This window comes from Spirosoma spitsbergense DSM 19989, assembly GCF_000374085.1.
In the GTDB taxonomy this organism is placed as follows: domain Bacteria; phylum Bacteroidota; class Bacteroidia; order Cytophagales; family Spirosomataceae; genus Spirosoma; species Spirosoma spitsbergense.
The window spans coordinates 31,672-47,607 of the sequence record NZ_KB893575.1 but is presented as its reverse complement, the minus strand read 5'-3'; the positions used below and the strand labels follow the sequence as shown (position 1 = coordinate 47,607).

Annotated in this window: 17 protein-coding genes and 2 pseudogenes; 6 read left to right on the top strand and 13 right to left on the bottom strand. The window is 52.2% G+C overall.

All coding sequences use genetic code 11. The features are described from left to right. The 5 genes and pseudogenes from B157_RS39440 to B157_RS0125075 all read left to right on the top strand — a co-directional run. Nucleotides 1-270, top strand: a pseudogene (locus B157_RS39440) (IS701 family transposase); the annotation flags it as partial. Nucleotides 271-296: 26 nt separating this feature from the next. Continuing rightward, a pseudogene (locus tag B157_RS36000) lies at nucleotides 297-809 on the top strand (serine hydrolase domain-containing protein); the annotation flags it as partial. An 85-nt stretch (nucleotides 810-894) separates the two neighbouring features. After that, entirely contained in the window at nucleotides 895-1,029 is a 135-nt protein-coding gene (locus tag B157_RS40150) for a hypothetical protein (RefSeq protein ID WP_281168505.1), read from the top strand. Nucleotides 1,030-1,077: 48 nt separating this feature from the next. After that, complete coding sequence (locus B157_RS0125080) at nucleotides 1,078-2,109, top strand: DNA cytosine methyltransferase (protein ID WP_020606066.1); 1,032 nt, start codon at nucleotides 1,078-1,080, stop codon at nucleotides 2,107-2,109. Continuing rightward, nucleotides 2,106-3,089 (top strand): BsuBI/PstI family type II restriction endonuclease, encoded by a 984-nt coding sequence (locus B157_RS0125075; protein ID WP_020606065.1) that lies wholly within the window; start codon nucleotides 2,106-2,108, stop codon nucleotides 3,087-3,089. Before B157_RS0125080 ends, B157_RS0125075 begins: the two co-directional genes overlap by 4 nt. Before the next feature lie 68 nt (nucleotides 3,090-3,157). Here the strand turns inward: B157_RS0125075 and B157_RS0125070 are convergent, their stop codons facing one another. The 9 genes from B157_RS0125070 to atpD form a co-directional block, all read right to left on the bottom strand. Continuing rightward, nucleotides 3,158-4,060: a F0F1 ATP synthase subunit gamma gene (locus tag B157_RS0125070; RefSeq protein ID WP_020606064.1), complete on the bottom strand. Its 903-nt coding sequence runs from the start codon at nucleotides 4,058-4,060 to the stop codon at nucleotides 3,158-3,160. A 4-nt stretch (nucleotides 4,061-4,064) separates the two neighbouring features. Further along, nucleotides 4,065-5,609, bottom strand: a complete 1,545-nt coding sequence (locus B157_RS0125065; RefSeq protein WP_020606063.1) for an alternate F1F0 ATPase, F1 subunit alpha — start codon at nucleotides 5,607-5,609, stop codon at nucleotides 4,065-4,067. Next, nucleotides 5,596-6,393 (bottom strand): F0F1 ATP synthase subunit delta, encoded by a 798-nt coding sequence (locus tag B157_RS0125060; RefSeq protein ID WP_020606062.1) that lies wholly within the window; start codon nucleotides 6,391-6,393, stop codon nucleotides 5,596-5,598. Before B157_RS0125060 ends, B157_RS0125065 begins: the two co-directional genes overlap by 14 nt. A gap of 6 nt (nucleotides 6,394-6,399) precedes the next feature. Beyond that, the gene (locus B157_RS0125055; protein WP_020606061.1) at nucleotides 6,400-6,669 is read right to left on the bottom strand and encodes a F0F1 ATP synthase subunit C; all 270 of its coding nucleotides are present in this window, start codon (nucleotides 6,667-6,669) and stop codon (nucleotides 6,400-6,402) included. A 253-nt stretch (nucleotides 6,670-6,922) separates the two neighbouring features. After that, nucleotides 6,923-7,600 carry a F0F1 ATP synthase subunit A gene (locus B157_RS0125050; protein WP_020606060.1) on the bottom strand — a complete coding sequence of 226 codons (678 nt, stop codon included), beginning with the start codon at nucleotides 7,598-7,600 and terminating at the stop codon, nucleotides 6,923-6,925. Next, nucleotides 7,590-7,904: an ATP synthase subunit I gene (locus B157_RS0125045; RefSeq protein WP_020606059.1), complete on the bottom strand. Its 315-nt coding sequence runs from the start codon at nucleotides 7,902-7,904 to the stop codon at nucleotides 7,590-7,592. The genes B157_RS0125050 and B157_RS0125045 overlap by 11 nt, the downstream gene beginning before the upstream one ends. Continuing rightward, nucleotides 7,897-8,223: an AtpZ/AtpI family protein gene (locus B157_RS0125040; RefSeq protein ID WP_020606058.1), complete on the bottom strand. Its 327-nt coding sequence runs from the start codon at nucleotides 8,221-8,223 to the stop codon at nucleotides 7,897-7,899. The genes B157_RS0125045 and B157_RS0125040 overlap by 8 nt, the downstream gene beginning before the upstream one ends. Before the next feature lie 2 nt (nucleotides 8,224-8,225). Continuing rightward, entirely contained in the window at nucleotides 8,226-8,630 is a 405-nt protein-coding gene (locus B157_RS0125035) for a F0F1 ATP synthase subunit epsilon (protein ID WP_020606057.1), read from the bottom strand. Nucleotides 8,631-8,641: 11 nt separating this feature from the next. Then, nucleotides 8,642-10,144: a F0F1 ATP synthase subunit beta gene (gene atpD, locus B157_RS0125030; RefSeq protein ID WP_157618581.1), complete on the bottom strand. Its 1,503-nt coding sequence runs from the start codon at nucleotides 10,142-10,144 to the stop codon at nucleotides 8,642-8,644. Between the two features lie 182 nt (nucleotides 10,145-10,326). Between atpD and B157_RS38530 the strand changes: the two genes are divergently transcribed. Beyond that, nucleotides 10,327-10,671 carry a hypothetical protein gene (locus B157_RS38530; RefSeq protein ID WP_157618580.1) on the top strand — a complete coding sequence of 115 codons (345 nt, stop codon included), beginning with the start codon at nucleotides 10,327-10,329 and terminating at the stop codon, nucleotides 10,669-10,671. Here B157_RS38530 and B157_RS0125025 read toward each other — a convergent pair. The 4 genes from B157_RS0125025 to B157_RS0125010 all read right to left on the bottom strand — a co-directional run bounded on the left by B157_RS0125025 (nucleotide 10,650) and on the right by B157_RS0125010 (nucleotide 15,790). Next, nucleotides 10,650-12,389 carry a hypothetical protein gene (locus B157_RS0125025; protein WP_245565258.1) on the bottom strand — a complete coding sequence of 580 codons (1,740 nt, stop codon included), beginning with the start codon at nucleotides 12,387-12,389 and terminating at the stop codon, nucleotides 10,650-10,652. The two genes, B157_RS38530 and B157_RS0125025, sit on opposite strands and share 22 nt — an antisense overlap. A gap of 234 nt (nucleotides 12,390-12,623) precedes the next feature. After that, nucleotides 12,624-13,067, bottom strand: coding sequence for a hypothetical protein (locus B157_RS0125020; RefSeq protein ID WP_020606054.1), 444 nt, complete (start codon nucleotides 13,065-13,067; stop codon nucleotides 12,624-12,626). 534 nt (nucleotides 13,068-13,601) lie between these two features. Then, on the bottom strand, nucleotides 13,602-14,156 hold the full coding sequence (locus B157_RS0125015) for a hypothetical protein (protein WP_020606053.1): 555 nt from the start codon (nucleotides 14,154-14,156) through the stop codon (nucleotides 13,602-13,604). A gap of 104 nt (nucleotides 14,157-14,260) precedes the next feature. Further along, the gene (locus B157_RS0125010) at nucleotides 14,261-15,790 is read right to left on the bottom strand and encodes a flavin-containing monooxygenase (protein WP_020606052.1); all 1,530 of its coding nucleotides are present in this window, start codon (nucleotides 15,788-15,790) and stop codon (nucleotides 14,261-14,263) included. Between the last annotated feature and the right edge of the window lie 146 nt (nucleotides 15,791-15,936).

Below are 15,936 nucleotides of genomic sequence, written 5' to 3'. Positions count from 1 at the left end.
CAAAAACGGTGGGGCATTGAAGACTACCATAAGTCGCTGAAGAACAACACTTCACTGCAAAATTCACCGGCTCGTAGTATCACCACACAGAGCACTCATTTGCTGGCTTCAGTCTGTGCTTTTGTCAAGTTAGAGGGCTTAAAACTTGCTGAATCAACGAATCAGTTCGCCTTGAAAGGTCGACTGTATATCAAAGCCATTCAGGCAGCTTTAGCTGAACTCCGGTTTCTCCAACAAAAGAATCTCTTGTTAAACATTGACCCTGCGTAACTTCAGTTGATAAGCCTGCTGACTTTGAACCTGATAAAAATTATAGTTATTCAAATACGAATTATTTGTTGATAGGCGAAATCCTCGATAAAACATTAGGATACAGCCATCATCAATACATCAAGCGGGAAATTTTGATACCGCTTGAGTTGAATAATACGTACAGTTTGCTTAGTGAAGTGGATTTAGACGATGTTATGAGTGGGTATGACGTAGGCTATGATGGCGATTTAAAGCATAATGATTTTATAAGCCCTGCCGGCTCAATGGTTGCTACAGCAGCCGATGTGGGCATATTCCTGAGGGCATTGAACGATGGCTCTTTGCTAAATGACAATGAACAGGCTATTTATTCCTCTATTTATGTTTATGAACATACAGGATTGTTGCCAGGATACTCGAGTATTGCAAAGTATCACAAAGACATTGACACGGTTGTTATTCAGTTTATCAATACAAGTGGTGGGTACACCTGGAATCTATCGGAGATCGTGTATAATCGCATTGTAAACATACTGAGACGTAAAAAAAGCGCATAACAAACGTGGTTGCAGAAGCAGGACTGGATAATGTACCCTCCGCTATCTGTAGGCATCAGCAGCGGTTCGGGCCCGACGTCGGACCATGCCCCACCAGGAAGGCATTGCCATACCGCTGGAAGACAACCGAATCCGCTGGCAGGATTGGGTTGCGGAGTTGTTGGGCCTGACTTATATCGTTCCCGTCTATGATTGTTTAGAGCATCGGAGACGGGTATAAGTGAAGTATTTACCCTGACATACCGCCGACTTTTGTATTTTTGGAGTAATGAAGCAAATAGAATATGTTGACGAAATAAATCGAGTTTTAACGCCGAACATAACCGAAAAGGCACTTGTGCTTGACCTGTTTGCAGGATGTGGCGGACTTTCATTAGGCTTTGAGGCTGCGGGTTACAAAACTGTTGGCTATGAAATGGACACCGCTGCAACGGCTACTTACAATCGCAACCTGAAAGGCGAATGTCATGCCGTAAAATTGGGCGTGGGCTTTGACTACCCGGCGGCTCAGATCGTGATTGGTGGCCCTCCCTGCCAGCCGTTTAGTGTTGGCGGGCACCAAAAAGGTATTTACGATTCTAGAGACGGTTTTCCTATTTTTCTTGACGCTGTAAAACAGTTACAGCCTAAAGTGTGCATGTTTGAAAATGTACGGGGCTTGCTTTATGCCAACAAATGGTACTTTGAGCTTGTGATAAAGGAACTCCAAAAGCTGGGTTATATAATTGATTTTAAACTCTTGAACGCTGTCAATTTTGGCATTCCCCAAAATAGGGAACGGCTGTTTGTTTTCGGCCACCGCAGTGATTTTAAATTCCCCAAGCCTTCACCGGTAAAGGTTACAGTAGGCCAGGCCATTGGTGATTATATGTACACCGTTCCTGAAGAAAGCAAATTTCTTACTGAATCGATGGACAGGTATGTTGCTAAGTACGAAAAAGCATCCGCCTGTGTTAATCCAAGAGATTTATACCCTAACAAACCAGCAAGAACATTAACCTGCCGCAACCTGGCAGGTGCAACCGGCGATATGCAAAGGGTAAAATTGGAAGACGGAAGACGCAGACGTTTGTTGCACCGTGAAGCGGCAAGATTACAGAGCTTCCCTGATTGGTTTGAGTTTGAAGGCAATGAAACGCAACGCTTCAATCAAATTGGCAATGCAGTCCCCCCGCTGTTAGCTTACAAACTTGCTTTGGCCCTGAAAGAGTGCTATAACCTTGAACCACTTTATTCACCGGAGGAAATAATTGAGAAGGAATTTTCGCCCAACAAAGTGCTCACACTATTTCCCGCATGAAGAATTACATTCCCAAAAGCACCAAATCGGCAAAGGTTCAGCATTTGGTAAACGAAGCATTAGATATTCTTGACAGTGTAGGCATTCCAGTAAACACAAAGAGCGAGCGGGGAGCTGAGAAAATGGCACAGGCATTCTTAGCTGTAGCCAACGTCACAGAAGATTGGACGACGGCTTCGGACAATACGCATTTGCAGACGAGACAAATCATTACGTTTGTCAACAAACATTTTGAGGAAACTATTTCTTCCGGCTCTTATGACGACATACGCCGTAAGGACTTAAAACTTTTGGTAATTGCCGACTTGATTGTAAATAGTGGTGACAAGTTAAGCGCAGCTACAAATGACCCGACAAGAGGGTATGCACTGCATTCTGACTTTAAAAATCTTGTTGTCCAGTACAAGACAACAAGTTGGGTCAAATCACTCGCGGCATTCAATGCAACCAAACCTTCCCTTGCCGACCTTCTTGAACGCAAGAGAAATATTGAGCAGATACCGGTATCGTTACCTGGCGGCAAGCCACTCAATTTGTCGTTGGGTGAACACAACGTGTTGCAAAAGGCTGTTATTGAGCAATTTCTGCCGAGGTTTGGGAGCGACTGTCATGTGCTGTACATCGGCGATACATCGAATAAAATGCTGCACATTGAGGAAGAAGAATTGGCGCGGCTTGCCTTTTTCAAACTTTCTCACGATGAGCTGCCAGATATAATAGCCTACAGCGAAAAGAACAATTGGCTGTACCTGATTGAAGCGGTACACAGTTCAGGCCCTATGTCTGAAATAAGGGTACATGAACTCAAAAAGCTGTTGAAAGACTGTAGGGCAGAACTAATTTTTGTGACAGCATTCCTGACCCGGACCGACTTTCGCAAGTGGGTAATGAATATTGCGTGGGAAACGGAAGTTTGGATTGCCGATAACCCAGACCACCTTATTCATTTCAACGGTCACAAATTCTTAGGGGCTTATTAACCCAATGCATTACAGACAGAGTGACATCCCTCCTTAATCTCATCCCCACCCCCGTTCCCACCTGCACTCTATTCCCCCTTAGCCTTATCAACTTTCAACGCTTCGAATCCCGACACAACATCGAACAACTCTTCATCGATGGCGCTTTGACGGGTGCGGTGGTATTTATGCCCCAGATCGTCCAGCAGTTCGTCGATGCTTTTTTCGGCCCGTTGCATGGCCTTGAGCCGACTGGCATTTTCGCTGGCCAGCGACTCAGCGCAGGCTCTGAATAAGGATACGAAAAGAAACTCGCGAATCAGGGTCAGCAAGGTATTTTGCGGTTCTCCGGCTACCTGAGGAATCGTTTTCGTTGGCCAGGCAAACGCGGTCAGTTCCCGTTTCCACTGCGTATCCAGCGGCAACAGACGCTTACATACGGCTACGTAGCCCGTATCTGCTTTGGGCTGATTATGGAAGATGTAGCATTCGGTAAGGGTGCCATTTTCAAGGCTTTCCTGTGCTTTTACCAGAATCTGCCCCACCAGCGGGGTAATGGTATTGATCGATGTAGGCACCGGAAAATGGGTACTGACCGGCAGGCCACTATCCGATAGTATTAGCTGAACCCGTTCGCCCACCGTCCAGATTTCTTTCTGGCCCGGCAAAGCCCCAAGCGTCTGCCCGACAAAATCGGCGAGGGTATTGTTAAACGAACCAACCAGGCCCTGGTCGGACCCAAAAACAACGGCACCAATCGCCGGTAAAGGCGTGTTGACGGGTTCTATTTTTGTGGTTTCCGACTTAACTGGCTCAGCCCTGAAACAGGCAACGAGACCAAGCGCCACGGTTCGGTAGTAATCGCCAAGTGAACCAACCGCCAGTTCATACTGCCCAATGTTGGCAGCGGCCATTGCTTTCATGGTCCGAACTACGGATTTAATATCGGTGGCTCCGGCAATTTTTCGGCTCAGGCTTTCCAGCGTATCCATTGGCTCAGGTCGTTTTTAGGTCGGGCTGGGCTTGAAAAGGAGCCAGCAGCGTTTTAGCACTGGCCAGAATAGCGTCGTGATCGGCCTGGCTCAGGTCTGCTTCCGAAACGAGTTGCTTCAGGAGTTTGGCGGGGAGTTTCAGGCTGCTCGCGGCCAGCAGCGTTTGCGCTTCGGGCATTTTATCAACCGGCACCGTATCAAACAGGCCATTGGTCAGGGCCAGTAGTACGACCAGTTGCTCCGGCACCGACATCGGGTGCAGTTCCTGTTGTTTGAGCCAGTTCCTAATCCGCTTGCCATGCTCAATCACGGTTTGCGTATGTTCATCGAGCCGTGTGCCAAACCGGGCGTAGTTTTCCAGTTCTTCAAACTGCGAATAGTCCAGTTTCAGATTTCCCGTAATGGATCGGTAGGCGGGCAACTGCGCCTTGCCACCCACCCTCGAAACGGATTTACCTACATCAACGGCCGGCAAAATACCCGATTCGAACAGGCTGGGCGACAGGTAGATCTGCCCGTCGGTGATGGAAATAAGGTTCGTCGGAATGTAGGCCGAGATGTTTTGCGCTTCGGTTTCGATGATGGGCAGGGCCGTCAGCGACCCACCGCCCAATTCCTGGCTCAGGTGCGTCGATCGTTCCAGTAATCGGGAGTGGATATAAAAAATATCGCCGGGAAAGGCTTCCCGGCCCGGTGGTCGCCGGAGCAGCAGCGACAGTTCGCGATACGCCCGGGCGTGATTGGTCAGGTCGTCATAAACAATCAGCACATCGCGGCCCTGTTCCATAAAATACTCGGCTACGCTGGTGGCAGCATAGGGGGCAATGTATTTCAGGCCGGGAGCGTCATTTCCTTCGGCTACCATCACAATGGTATAGTCCAGGGCTTTCGTTTCGCGCAGGGTGGCAATCACTTTCGCCACCGAAGACGACCGCTGGCCGATGGCGCAATAGATACATACCACCTCCCTGTCGCGCTGATTCAGAATCGTGTCGAGGGCAATGGCCGTTTTACCCGTCTGCCGGTCGCCTAAAATCAGTTCGCGCTGCCCGCGACCAACGGGAATCAGCGCATCGATCACTTTCAAACCCGTTTGCAGCGGAACCGTGACCGGCAACCGATCCATAATGGCCGGGGAAGGCCGCTCGATGGGGAGTCGCTTCCGGGTAGCAATCGGATCGCCGTCGTCCAGGGGTTCTCCCAGGGGCGTAATCACCCGTCCCAGCAATGCATCGCCCACGGGAACATCCATGACCCGGCCCGTCCGCTCGACCATGTCGCCGACGTTCAGCCGGTCATCTTCACCCAGCAGAATAACACCGATCTCCGTTTCATCGATGTTATAGGCAATACCAAATAGCCCGCCGGGAAACGCCAGCAGTTCGTCGAAGCCCGCACCCGGCAGCCCCGACACCCGGACAACGCCCGCCGACACGCTCATGACCGTACCGATCTCGCGGGGAACCAGCGAAGGGGTAAACGTTTCACTGCCCGTGATTAAGTCATCGAAGGTGCTGTTTATGCATTCGCGTAAGTCAGTTGACGGCATGTTTTTTCGTATCTGATTCTTTTTTCGGGGCCACAGATTTTGGTACCGATATGCTTTTTTCGAGCGATGTCAGGTAGTCTGCCACGCTCCAGGCCAGCTTATACCCGTTGGCCATCAGGGAAATACCGCTGATTAAAGCCGGGTCTGTCGTAAACGCGCCGTCGGCACTGGCGCCGAGGAGTTTAGTGAGTGCGGCTTTCACATCGGTTTGCTGACTGGCCGACAAGGCAAAGGCGCTCTTTATCTGAACCGGCTTTTTGTCGGCCTGAAACGCATCCACAAACGCCTGTTTCTCATCGGCTTTCAGGTGCCTGAGTCGTTCGATGAAAACGGCTACAGACTGGCTCTCAAGGCTCACGGAAGCCAGGTCGACCAGTGCTTTTTGGGTGATCGAGAAAACGGCCTGCTGCGTCTTTTTGGCAATATCGGTCTGCAAGCTGGCCTGCATTTCTTCCAGCGCTCTGGCTTGTTTAGTGCGCAGGGTTTCAGCGTCGGTTCGGGCAGCATCGAGCAGTTTTTGCCGCTCGGTCTGCGTTTCGGCAATGGCGGCATCCATCAACGCCTTTTTATGCTGATCGAAGTCCGCATTTTTAGCACTGAACTCATCCTGCTCTTTTTTGGCTTCGGCTTTCTGATCTTTTGCGTCGTTGAGTTGCGCCTTTATTTTCTTCTCCCGCTCGTCGATGGCAGCCAGAATGGGGGCATACAGAAAGCGTTTCATCAGCCACACCAGCAGGATAAAATTAAAGAGCTGTGCGATGACAGTGAACCAGTTGATTTGCATAGCTGCTTATTTAGCGATGAAGTGGTTCCAGAATGGGTTGGCGAAAATGAGAATCATCGACACGACGAAACAGTAAATGGCGGTCGATTCGATCATAGCCAGGCCCACAAATAAGGTTCTCGTAATGGTCGATGACGCATCGGGCTGCTGGGCCAGGGAACTCAGGGCCGCGACAACGGCTTTGCCTTCGCTCAGGGCCGGATACATTGTTCCGACACCCGTGGTGAAGCCCGCCGTGATGATGGAGACTAGGGCAATAATGGTGATACTATCCATAGGTTTGATTGGTTGTATTTGTTGATCGTGAATTCGGGTTAACAGTGGGCCATGTTTTGGCCCGTAGGGCCTTCACAGCGAAGCGTCGGTAGAAATTAAAATCACCTCAAGCCTAAGCGTGCCGTAGGTACGCAACCCGCGCAATTGTTGCGTACCTACGGCACGCTGGATTGCATTGGCTACCCGGGGTTTCTACCGACGCATCGCTGTTTGATCCCTACGGGATAATACTGAACAAAATCAAATTTTAAATTCACGTTTGTTTATCGGGTTTCGACACCACGGCCGCGATGTACACCGTAGCCAGAATACTAAAAATATAGGCCTGTACCAGCCCCGTCAGTAAGCCCAGCACGTTCATGATGACGGGGAAAATAAGGGGCGATATGCTCAGCAGAATACCGACGATCATGCCCCCGCTCATGATATTTCCGAACAGACGCACCGCCAGGGCCAGCGTCCGGGTAATGTCGCTGATAATGTTGAAGGGAAGCATGATGAAGGTTGGCTGCAGGTATGATTTCAGGTACGTGAGCACCCCGCCCCGCTCGACGCCAAAAAAGGGCACCGCCAGAAATACACCCAGAGCAAGCGCAGTAGTGGTTGATAACGAGCCGGTTGGGGGTTCGTATCCCGGAAAAACGATGCACATATTGGCGATGGCAATGAATAGAAACAGCGTGCCAATGAAGCCAATGTATTTTTGGGGCTGACGTAACCCAACCTCCTCGATTTGGGTATTGATGCCCGTAACAATTATTTCGAGGGCGCACTGCCAGCGGGAAATGTGTAGCCCCGTTTTCAGTTTCCGGGTAATTAACCCTGAGCCAACGACCATCACTACCATCAATCCCCAGGTCGTAACCAGCGTCAGGTTGATGGTGATGAACCCGTACTGCCAGAAGATAACGTCGTCGGGGCTAAGATGCATGGCTGATCGATTTATCTACCGGTTGTTGTTGGGCTTCGGCAGACCGGGTGAGGTAGGTAACCATATAACGGGCAATGACAAACCCCAGCAGGCAAACCACCAGTCGCTGCCAGTTTCCGTTTCCTACGTAGAAAAAGCCCGCAACGGTTATACCCATCCGAATCATGAAACTGCTCAGCATCCAGAGGGCGGGCCTGCTGGTAGTGAGTGTTTTGCGGACCGTGAGCCAGAGGCCATAAAAGAAGAAGGTACCCAGGCCCAGGCCTGCCAGTCCGGCCAGTGTAATTTTTACGAATTCATTCATCGGATTTTTCCTTGTTTTGATGCATTGTTTTCTCTTCGGTCGATACCCACGTCCAGGCGGTCAGGCAACCCAAAAAAAGCCCTGAAAACAGCAGGGTGATGGTCCAGGAAAACGATTCGGGGTAGTGGTTATCCAGCCAGACTCCCAATGCCGTCCCCAGTAAGACGGGCACCGTAATAGACCAGCCGATCATGCCAAACATGCCCAATCCATACCAGACGCCCTGCTTTGTTTCATGCTGGGCATTCAGTTTCTGGTTTTCCTGCTCGCCAATCTGCTGGCTGAAGGATGAACCGGTTTTTTCAGGGGTCGATTTCATGGTTATTCCTGCCGAAGCTTTTCTAACCGGGAGATGAAACTGGTTTCCATTTTTTTCATCACCGAGCGAACCGTCTGTTCCTGCGCATCCTGCTGCATAAATTCCTTTTCTACCGATTCCCGGAGCTTCCCAAGATCGGCCCCGCCAATGGCATTGCGTACGGATACCGACACGTCGGCACCTGCTTTTACCAAAACGCCTTCGTCTACGGCTACGTAATGAATGGCTCCTTTATCGGTTTCGTACGTAAAGATACCGGGTACCAACGCGGCCACACAATCGAGACGGTGAGGCAAAAAACCGTAGGAACCAGCATTCGTTTCTACCACAATACGGCGCACGTTCCGGAGGCTGAGGAAGACCCGGAATGGCAGCAACACGTTCAGATTCATCCCGGATTGGTCCATAATTGGTTGGTTTATTTGTCAACGGCTACTGCCGGTTTGGCTGCGGTTTCGGATTTCAGATTGGCTGATTTGCCGGACGAACCGGCTTTTTTAATCACCTCGTCAATGGTGCCGACCATGTAAAACGCACTTTCCGGCAGGTCGTTGAACTCACCGGCCAGAATCCGCTCGCAACCACGGAGGGCTTCTTCCAGACTGACATCCCTGCCGGTAAGGCCGCTAAACTGCTCGGTGGTAAAAAAGGGCTGCGTCAGGAATCGCTCCAGCCGCCGGGCCCGGTTTACGAGGTCCCGATCGATGGCCGAAAGCTGCTCCAGACCCAGCATGGCGATAATATCCTGTAGGTCTTCATACTGCGCCAGCACCCGCCGAATCTCCTGCGCCAGTGCGTAGTGCCGATCACCGATGGTGCCGGGGGTGGCCATTTTAGAATTGGATTGCAACAGGTCGATGGCGGGGTAAAGGCCCTCACTGGCTTTTTTTCGGGATAACACAATGGATGCCGACAGGTGCGAAAACGCGTGTACGGCGGCCGGGTCCGTCAAATCATCGGCGGGTACGTACACGGCCTGGATGGAGGTAATAGCACCCGCATCGGTATTGGCAATGCGTTCTTCCAGCTTGGAGAGTTCGGTTGCCAGCGTTGGCTGGTAGCCCAGCCGCGACGGCATCTGGCCCAACAGACCCGACACTTCCATCCCCGCCTGAATAAACCGGAATATGTTGTCGATGAGCAGCAGTACGTCGCGGTGTTCATCATCCCGAAAGTATTCGGCCATGGTCAGGGCGGCATGACCCACGCGAAAGCGGGCACCGGGGGGCTCGTTCATCTGGCCGAACATCATCACCATGTGTTGAAGCACCCCGGCATCCTTCATCTCGTGGTAGAGTTCGTTGCCTTCCCGACAGCGTTCGCCAATGCCACAAAACAGACTTACCCCATTGGAGTGGCCAACCATGTTGTGAATCATCTCCGTGAGCAACACGGTTTTGCCAACACCCGCCCCGCCAAACAAACCGGCTTTCCCACCCCGCTCCAGCGGAATAAGTACATCAATGGCTTTGATGCCGGTAAGGAAAATTTCTGATTTCGTCGACCGCTTCGACAGCGGTGGGGGCAGTTGATGAATGGAGCGCTGAGCCATGTCGGGCAAGGGTGGGTCGTGGTCGATTGTTTTGCCAAACACATCGAACATCCGACCGATTATTTCCTTCCCGACCGGTACTGAAAGCTGTTTCCCCTCTGTTTCAATGCGCATACCCCGCGCCAGTCCCTGCGTGGGGTTGAGGGCAATTCCCCGAACGCTATGTTCATCGAGCTGGGTCAGCACTTCAATCGTAACCTGCCTGTCTACTCCGGCATAGAGCACCGAGTAGATGGCTGGCAAATCATGATCAAACCACACATCCACCACACTCCCCCGAACGGAGATGATTTTACCGTAAGTCGACCCGTCTGATGATGGTGCTTTGGTCTGGTTATTTTCTGCATTCAACTGGATTGGGCGGCTCATAGGCATATACATAGCTGGCTGGCCCGGGTGCCGCTTCCGCCTGTTTGAACTATTGCCTCAGATGATCAGGCTGATACGCTACAGCACCGTGGGAGCTACCAGGCAAGACAAAGGTCGTCGCCTGCGCCTGTTCTAATCATGACCCGCGACTCCATTGCGGCTGATATTGGTCATTCAGCCGTATGACAGCGATCAAGTTATACTATCAGGAAAGTCCCTCCGGTGCGTCCAGTTGCCAACAGGGCCGGGAGGCTACGCTGGTCTTTTGGTACGCAGCCTCGTTTGGGGAGTTGGCGATTCGCTGCTATTACTACGAAACGCGGCCCCCTCCGGCTTTTATGCCAGCTTCCTCCCCCGACCGGGCAACAGTCATGCAACAGCATACCCTGTATGATGAGGTGTTTTGTAAGTATGCTATACGGGTGTTCCTCCTAACACCCGTCAAATCAGCGCTACACCAGCGGCTTCGTTCCCCCACAAGGCAGGGCATAGGGGGCTATCATTGTCAGAATGACACCGTGTACTGAACGGTAGCCTGCTGCTGGCGGTAGGACTGCGCGCCCCGACTGCGGTTATCAGTTCCGCTTATCGACAGCCTGTGCACCGGCGTTAGCTGGTAGTCGAGCGTAAGGGTGTTGTTCAGTGTAAACCCCTGCTGCATTTCGCCGGTAAGGGTTTCTTCATTTCTGAGGTAACCAACCATCAGCAACGCGCTCAGCTTATCGGCAACCAGTTTTTTCTGTACGCTTACGGTGGGGCCGTGAAACAGAAAACTCAGCTCCACTGCCCGGCTGAAGGTGTAGGTATAGCCCAGGTTCAGGTCCAGCCCGGCTGCGGGATGCTGCAGGGTGTAGCCAACGGTGTAGTTCCAGTTCTGACTGTAGTTATTGTCGGCGGTAAACGGGTTAAGGTCCTGCAATTCCTGGTACGTTGCCGAACCAGTCAGATTGTGCAGTTTATTTTGTCCGGTCCAGGACTTGAACACGCTGCCCGACAGGGTTCGGTTATTCTGGGCCAACCGGGTGGTGTCGTTGAGGGGGCGGTAGCCTGCCCGCTGCGTAGTACCGTAATTCGATACCGACAGATCGAGCGTCAGGTTGTTGTTCGTTGTGTAGGAGACGCTTACGGAGCCAATCAGCCGGTTGGTTCGGGTACGCTTCTGATTGTTCAGGTTGTCGTGCTGCCAGCCTGCGCTGGTCCGAAACTGGAGTCGATTTTTAAACAGCCGGATGGTGGGAGCTACCGTAATCCGTTCGATGTCGGTTTGCATGTAGTACGCCCCCATGGACTGATAGCCGGGTTCAACGCGCTTGTACCGCAGGCGCAGGTCGACCCAGTTCAGGCGGTAGTTCAGCGATGCCTGTACTGCCGTACGGATGCTGGTGGATGAATTGACAGAAATTGATTTTTTGACTCCGTTCAGGTAGTGTACGTAGTGCAGCCGACTATCGGCCGATGTTGCAGGCAACGGTTCAGCGCGGGTATCGCTGGTATAGGCACTGCCAGCCGCATCCAGCTCGACTGTTATGTTCCGATTGGTCCGAATCCGGCCACTCAACCCCAGCACCACGTTTTGGGCGGGCGTCAGGTAACCCAGGGTATCGGGCCGGATAGACTGGGCATCGTCGGCTGCGTTAAGCAAAATTACATCGAGGTAAGTCCGGTCATTGCCAACGCCAATTCTGGCGCAGTAGCCCATCCGCCGGAAGGTGGCCACCCGGTCGGGGTCGGTTGCGGTTGCCTCAACGGCTTTGCTGAACTGCCCCGCCATCAGACCAACCCGTAACAGGCCCGGATTCAGTTCGACGCCCGCGCCCAGTACGGTATGACTCGCCAGCGTAAAGGGCGAAAACTCCAGATTGCGGTACCCTCCGTGCAGCGTCAGCCAGTTTTTGTAGCGTGGACTAACGCCAATGGTATTGTAGGTCTGCCCGTTGCTGCTGGCGGGCGAACTCCACACGGCCTGAAGGGGAATGATCCAGCCAGAGCGGGTTGCCAGAACCAGACTACCCGTCAGGTACCAGGGCGTATGCTGCGCAGAAGCCGAAGCCCCCTCCTGACCCCGCATGGCATAGACGCTTTTTGTCAGGTCAAGATCGCCGGTAATGGTTAAGGCGGGTTGGGCGGGGCGGGTGGAGTCCGGCTGTGGCACGGTTGCGGTATCCAGACGCGCCGATCCGTTACCGGCCATTGTCAGACTGCCTGACAGTATGTTGAGGAAGAGGAAAAGAAAAGACGTTTTCACAAGCTTTTTCGTGTCTGGATTACCCGACAAAGGTGGCAATTCCCGCCCCCGCCAATCCATACAAACAAGTTTGTATTTTACTCATTATCAGCACAAAACAACTGCTCACAACCTAAACTCAGGCAGACATGAAACTATAATCGCCAGCGAACAGACCGGAGTCTTTCGCTGGCGATTGAACGGGTTAAAAAGAGGATAATTTGTGCCGGGTTCAGTCAGTAGTCCCGCACCGGACTACATCTTAATATTCTGCGGGCCCGATGGCACATGAATCAGAAACTTAAATGTATCCGACGTGGTGGCACCGGCCAGGAAATAGATAACTACGTTGGTAAACTTGTTACGGCAGGCGTAGGCCTCCACGCCCCCCGTGTTGGGCGTACTTAAGTACAGGTGACTGATGTGATTGACGGTACTCATACACAGCGAACCAGACTTTCCGGTTTCCGACAGATAGACCGAGTACTCCTTGAGTTTGTTCGTCTGAACATCAATTTGGGCGATAACGCTGTACCTGGGTGCGCCATCCGCATCAACAATGTCGGATGAGTAAATCTGCACCCATTTTGTTTTATCGCGGGCGCTGTACGACACCTCCTCGAAGGAGTATTTGGCGGGTTGGGCAAATCCTGATAAGGCAATCAGGGAAAGGGCGAGGATACTGAGTACTTTTTTCATGATACTGATTGGTTTGTGGCCGTTGGCCGTTGGTTAAAATGAGCAATGTTTGTCCCGTTTGGGTGATACAAAGATGGCAGATGGAGGAGGGGCAAATCCATACAAACAAGTTTGTATTTTTCTGATACTGAGTTAATTGTTCAAAAAAAAGCCACCCCTAAATACAGGAGCGGCTGCGGATTGCAGGGAATGATACCCGGGAACGGATACTGACCGATCCAAACGGTCAATAGCCTGGAACACCCTAACGTTAACCATTTCACTGATCAGCGTTCACCCCTTCCGGGCATCTGGTTCACTGATGGCGGACCGGGTCAATGTGGGTGATTAGGGGATGATCGGCAGCCACTTTCTACCTTTCCGTCAGGTAGTCAAAAGCAACATCGCCCGTCTGGTGGGTGGTGACAACTGATTACAAGACTGAACGGAGCTCTGTTCTGAACGAATAGCCGTATCATCAAAGGCACATGATGGGGTGTCATAAAATCAACACCCCACTAATTCAATTATCCGGGTACGCTGCACTAATTCACTTTAGCCGTTTCTCGGGCGGGCGTCTCTGCGTCCTGAAACCCTTAAGACAAGCCCATAAACAACCAGGCAAACGGTAATCCCGAACGAAAGCCACTTGATTAGTTTAAACACTTCACACAGCACGGCCACAGTCATTGATTGCGCTGGGTAGCCAGTCAGCAGCGTTACAATGGCCGCATTTTCGAGGTAATCGGACAACAGAACGACAAAGGGTAACAGAACAAACTGTCTGTTAGACCAGTGGCGAAATAGCATCGTCAGGATTACGGCCAGCAGAAAACTGTACACGACGGGGTAAACCAGATCAATCGTCAGTTCGGTGCGGGCGTAAAAAGCACGGGCAGTGGGGCCGTACCCGGCCACCATCGCCAGCGTCCGGGCGGGGTTGAACCCAAACGTCAGGTCGATGGGGTCAACGGGTTTCCCCGCTAACTGACTGATGGTGGCTCCGGCGTTTTTAAACCAGTAGGCGGGAAAACTTACGTAAATTACCCCCAGAAACAGCAACGTTTTCCAGTTGGCAATGCGGGTAAGGAAGTTGGCAAAGGGTGTCATAGTCAGGGGGGTGGTTCGTGGGTAAGGGGTGTTCGCAAAGCCTGAATCTCCAGAAAAGTCAGGGGTAAAATCAGCTACTTGTGAGGTCTGTCCTGTTTACTACCTCAAACTACGGCTACTGCATTAGCCAACATCTGCCCCACTTTGGGTTGTGACCGGGCCGCGGGCAACCGCTGCAATTCCTGCGTCAGTCCCTTGTACATACCGGGGTTGAACGGGGCCATAAACTCGGTTACCGGGTTGCCGGTACGGCGGGTTTTCAGACCCATATCGCGCATCAGTTCGTCGGCGTGGTGGAACGAGAACGGGATAATGCACGTACCCGACGAATGCCCGTGCGGCACCCGCTGCATGAGCCATTCCTGATGCCGGGCAATCTCCGCTTTCATCCCGGCGGCATCGGGCAAGTTAAGCTGATTTTTAACGTACTGGGCTGAGTAATGCGCGGCCATTTCGGACGTAAACGGCGTGAATAACGAGGGGTTGTAGCCCACAAAAGAAAGGTTCGGCACATCGGCGGGCAGTACGTTCCGGTAGAGTTGAAACCAGCCTTTGGCATTCCGCAGCCGCCGGGTTATATCGGCGTCGAAAAACGGCACCGTTTGCCGGAAACCGGTGGCAAACACAACGATATCGGCCTCAATCTTTTTGCCGTTGGTCAGCCGAACGCCGTCGGTTTCAAACCGGCTGATTTCCCCCTTTTCAAGTTGGATATCGCCCGTAGCGGCCCACTCGTAAAAATTGTCGGAGGTCAGGCCAATGGAGCAGTTGGCGATGCTGTCGAAAGGCTTATCGGGCAGCAGTCCACTTTTTTTGAGTTTCAATTGGGCCGCTACCAGGTTGCCGATGCTTTTAACCAGGAAGTTGGTAACGGGTTTACCCATTGGGCCGTGCAGGAATTTATGGATACCGTACAAAAACCGGTACGGAAACAGCGACTCGCCAAAACGGTGCAGCAGCAGGTATTTAAAATTAAGGCCCCAGAAAATACGCGGCATTTTCCACTTCGCTTCCCGGTAAATACACACCGGCTTCTCCGAAACCGAACTCACCTGCGACAGAATATCGTGGGCCGATTTGGCAAAGCCCACCACCGCTACTTTCTGCGTTTTGGCCGCGTCGAGGTGCTCCTGCCGGAAGGCCGTGCTGTGCATCACCTGCCCACCAAACGACTCCCGGCCCTGGATAGCTGGCACAGCCGGTTCGCTGAAAACGCCATTACAAACCACCAGAAAATCGACTTCTACCCGGCCGGGAATCCCGTTTTGCACGGTATGCATCACCCAGCCCCCGTGTCCGCCGTTGATGGGGTCGGCGTGGCGAATGGCGGTGCCGAACTGAATGTGGGGCAGCAGGTCGAAATGGCGGGCGTAGTTGGTAAGGTATTCCTGCACCTGCTGACCGGTGGGCCATTCGGGGTAGTGTCTGGGCATCGGAAAATCCGAAAACGTGTAGGTATCGCGGGTGTTCTGCGTGGTCACGTTCGGATACCGGCGGGTGCTTGTCCAGACGCCCCCCAGCTCGGCCTCTTTCTCGAAGAGCACCACCTCGAAACCGTGTTCGCGCATGGTTTTGGCCGTAACCAAGCCACTGACTCCCGCGCCGATGATACCGATCAGTTTTTGTGTTTTCATGACTGTAGCTGGTTAAAAAAAAGATGAAGAAATTATCCCGTTTGGGTGATACAAAGGTGGCCGGTTGGGCAGGGGAAAATCCATACTAACTTGTTTGTATTTTTACTAGTGTACTCCATAAAAAAGGCCGACCCGATGGATCAGCC

Bases quoted from the DNA above. Each gene is read 5' to 3' on its own strand.
- B157_RS40150 (WP_281168505.1), top strand. From the start codon at position 895: ATGCCCCACCAGGAAGGCATTGCCATACCGCTGGAAGACAACCGAATC.
- B157_RS0125080 (WP_020606066.1), top strand. From the start codon at position 1,078: ATGAAGCAAATAGAATATGTTGACGAAATAAATCGAGTTTTAACGCCG.
- B157_RS0125075 (WP_020606065.1), top strand. From the start codon at position 2,106: ATGAAGAATTACATTCCCAAAAGCACCAAATCGGCAAAGGTTCAGCAT.
- B157_RS0125070 (WP_020606064.1), bottom strand. From the start codon at position 4,060: ATGGATACGCTGGAAAGCCTGAGCCGAAAAATTGCCGGAGCCACCGAT.
- B157_RS0125065 (WP_020606063.1), bottom strand. From the start codon at position 5,609: ATGCCGTCAACTGACTTACGCGAATGCATAAACAGCACCTTCGATGAC.
- B157_RS0125060 (WP_020606062.1), bottom strand. From the start codon at position 6,393: ATGCAAATCAACTGGTTCACTGTCATCGCACAGCTCTTTAATTTTATC.
- B157_RS0125055 (WP_020606061.1), bottom strand. From the start codon at position 6,669: ATGGATAGTATCACCATTATTGCCCTAGTCTCCATCATCACGGCGGGC.
- B157_RS0125050 (WP_020606060.1), bottom strand. From the start codon at position 7,600: ATGCATCTTAGCCCCGACGACGTTATCTTCTGGCAGTACGGGTTCATC.
- B157_RS0125045 (WP_020606059.1), bottom strand. From the start codon at position 7,904: ATGAATGAATTCGTAAAAATTACACTGGCCGGACTGGCAGGCCTGGGC.
- B157_RS0125040 (WP_020606058.1), bottom strand. From the start codon at position 8,223: ATGAAATCGACCCCTGAAAAAACCGGTTCATCCTTCAGCCAGCAGATT.
- B157_RS0125035 (WP_020606057.1), bottom strand. From the start codon at position 8,630: ATGGACCAATCCGGGATGAATCTGAACGTGTTGCTGCCATTCCGGGTC.
- atpD (WP_157618581.1), bottom strand. From the start codon at position 10,144: ATGAGCCGCCCAATCCAGTTGAATGCAGAAAATAACCAGACCAAAGCA.
- B157_RS38530 (WP_157618580.1), top strand. From the start codon at position 10,327: ATGACAGCGATCAAGTTATACTATCAGGAAAGTCCCTCCGGTGCGTCC.
- B157_RS0125020 (WP_020606054.1), bottom strand. From the start codon at position 13,067: ATGAAAAAAGTACTCAGTATCCTCGCCCTTTCCCTGATTGCCTTATCA.
- B157_RS0125015 (WP_020606053.1), bottom strand. From the start codon at position 14,156: ATGACACCCTTTGCCAACTTCCTTACCCGCATTGCCAACTGGAAAACG.
- B157_RS0125010 (WP_020606052.1), bottom strand. From the start codon at position 15,790: ATGAAAACACAAAAACTGATCGGTATCATCGGCGCGGGAGTCAGTGGC.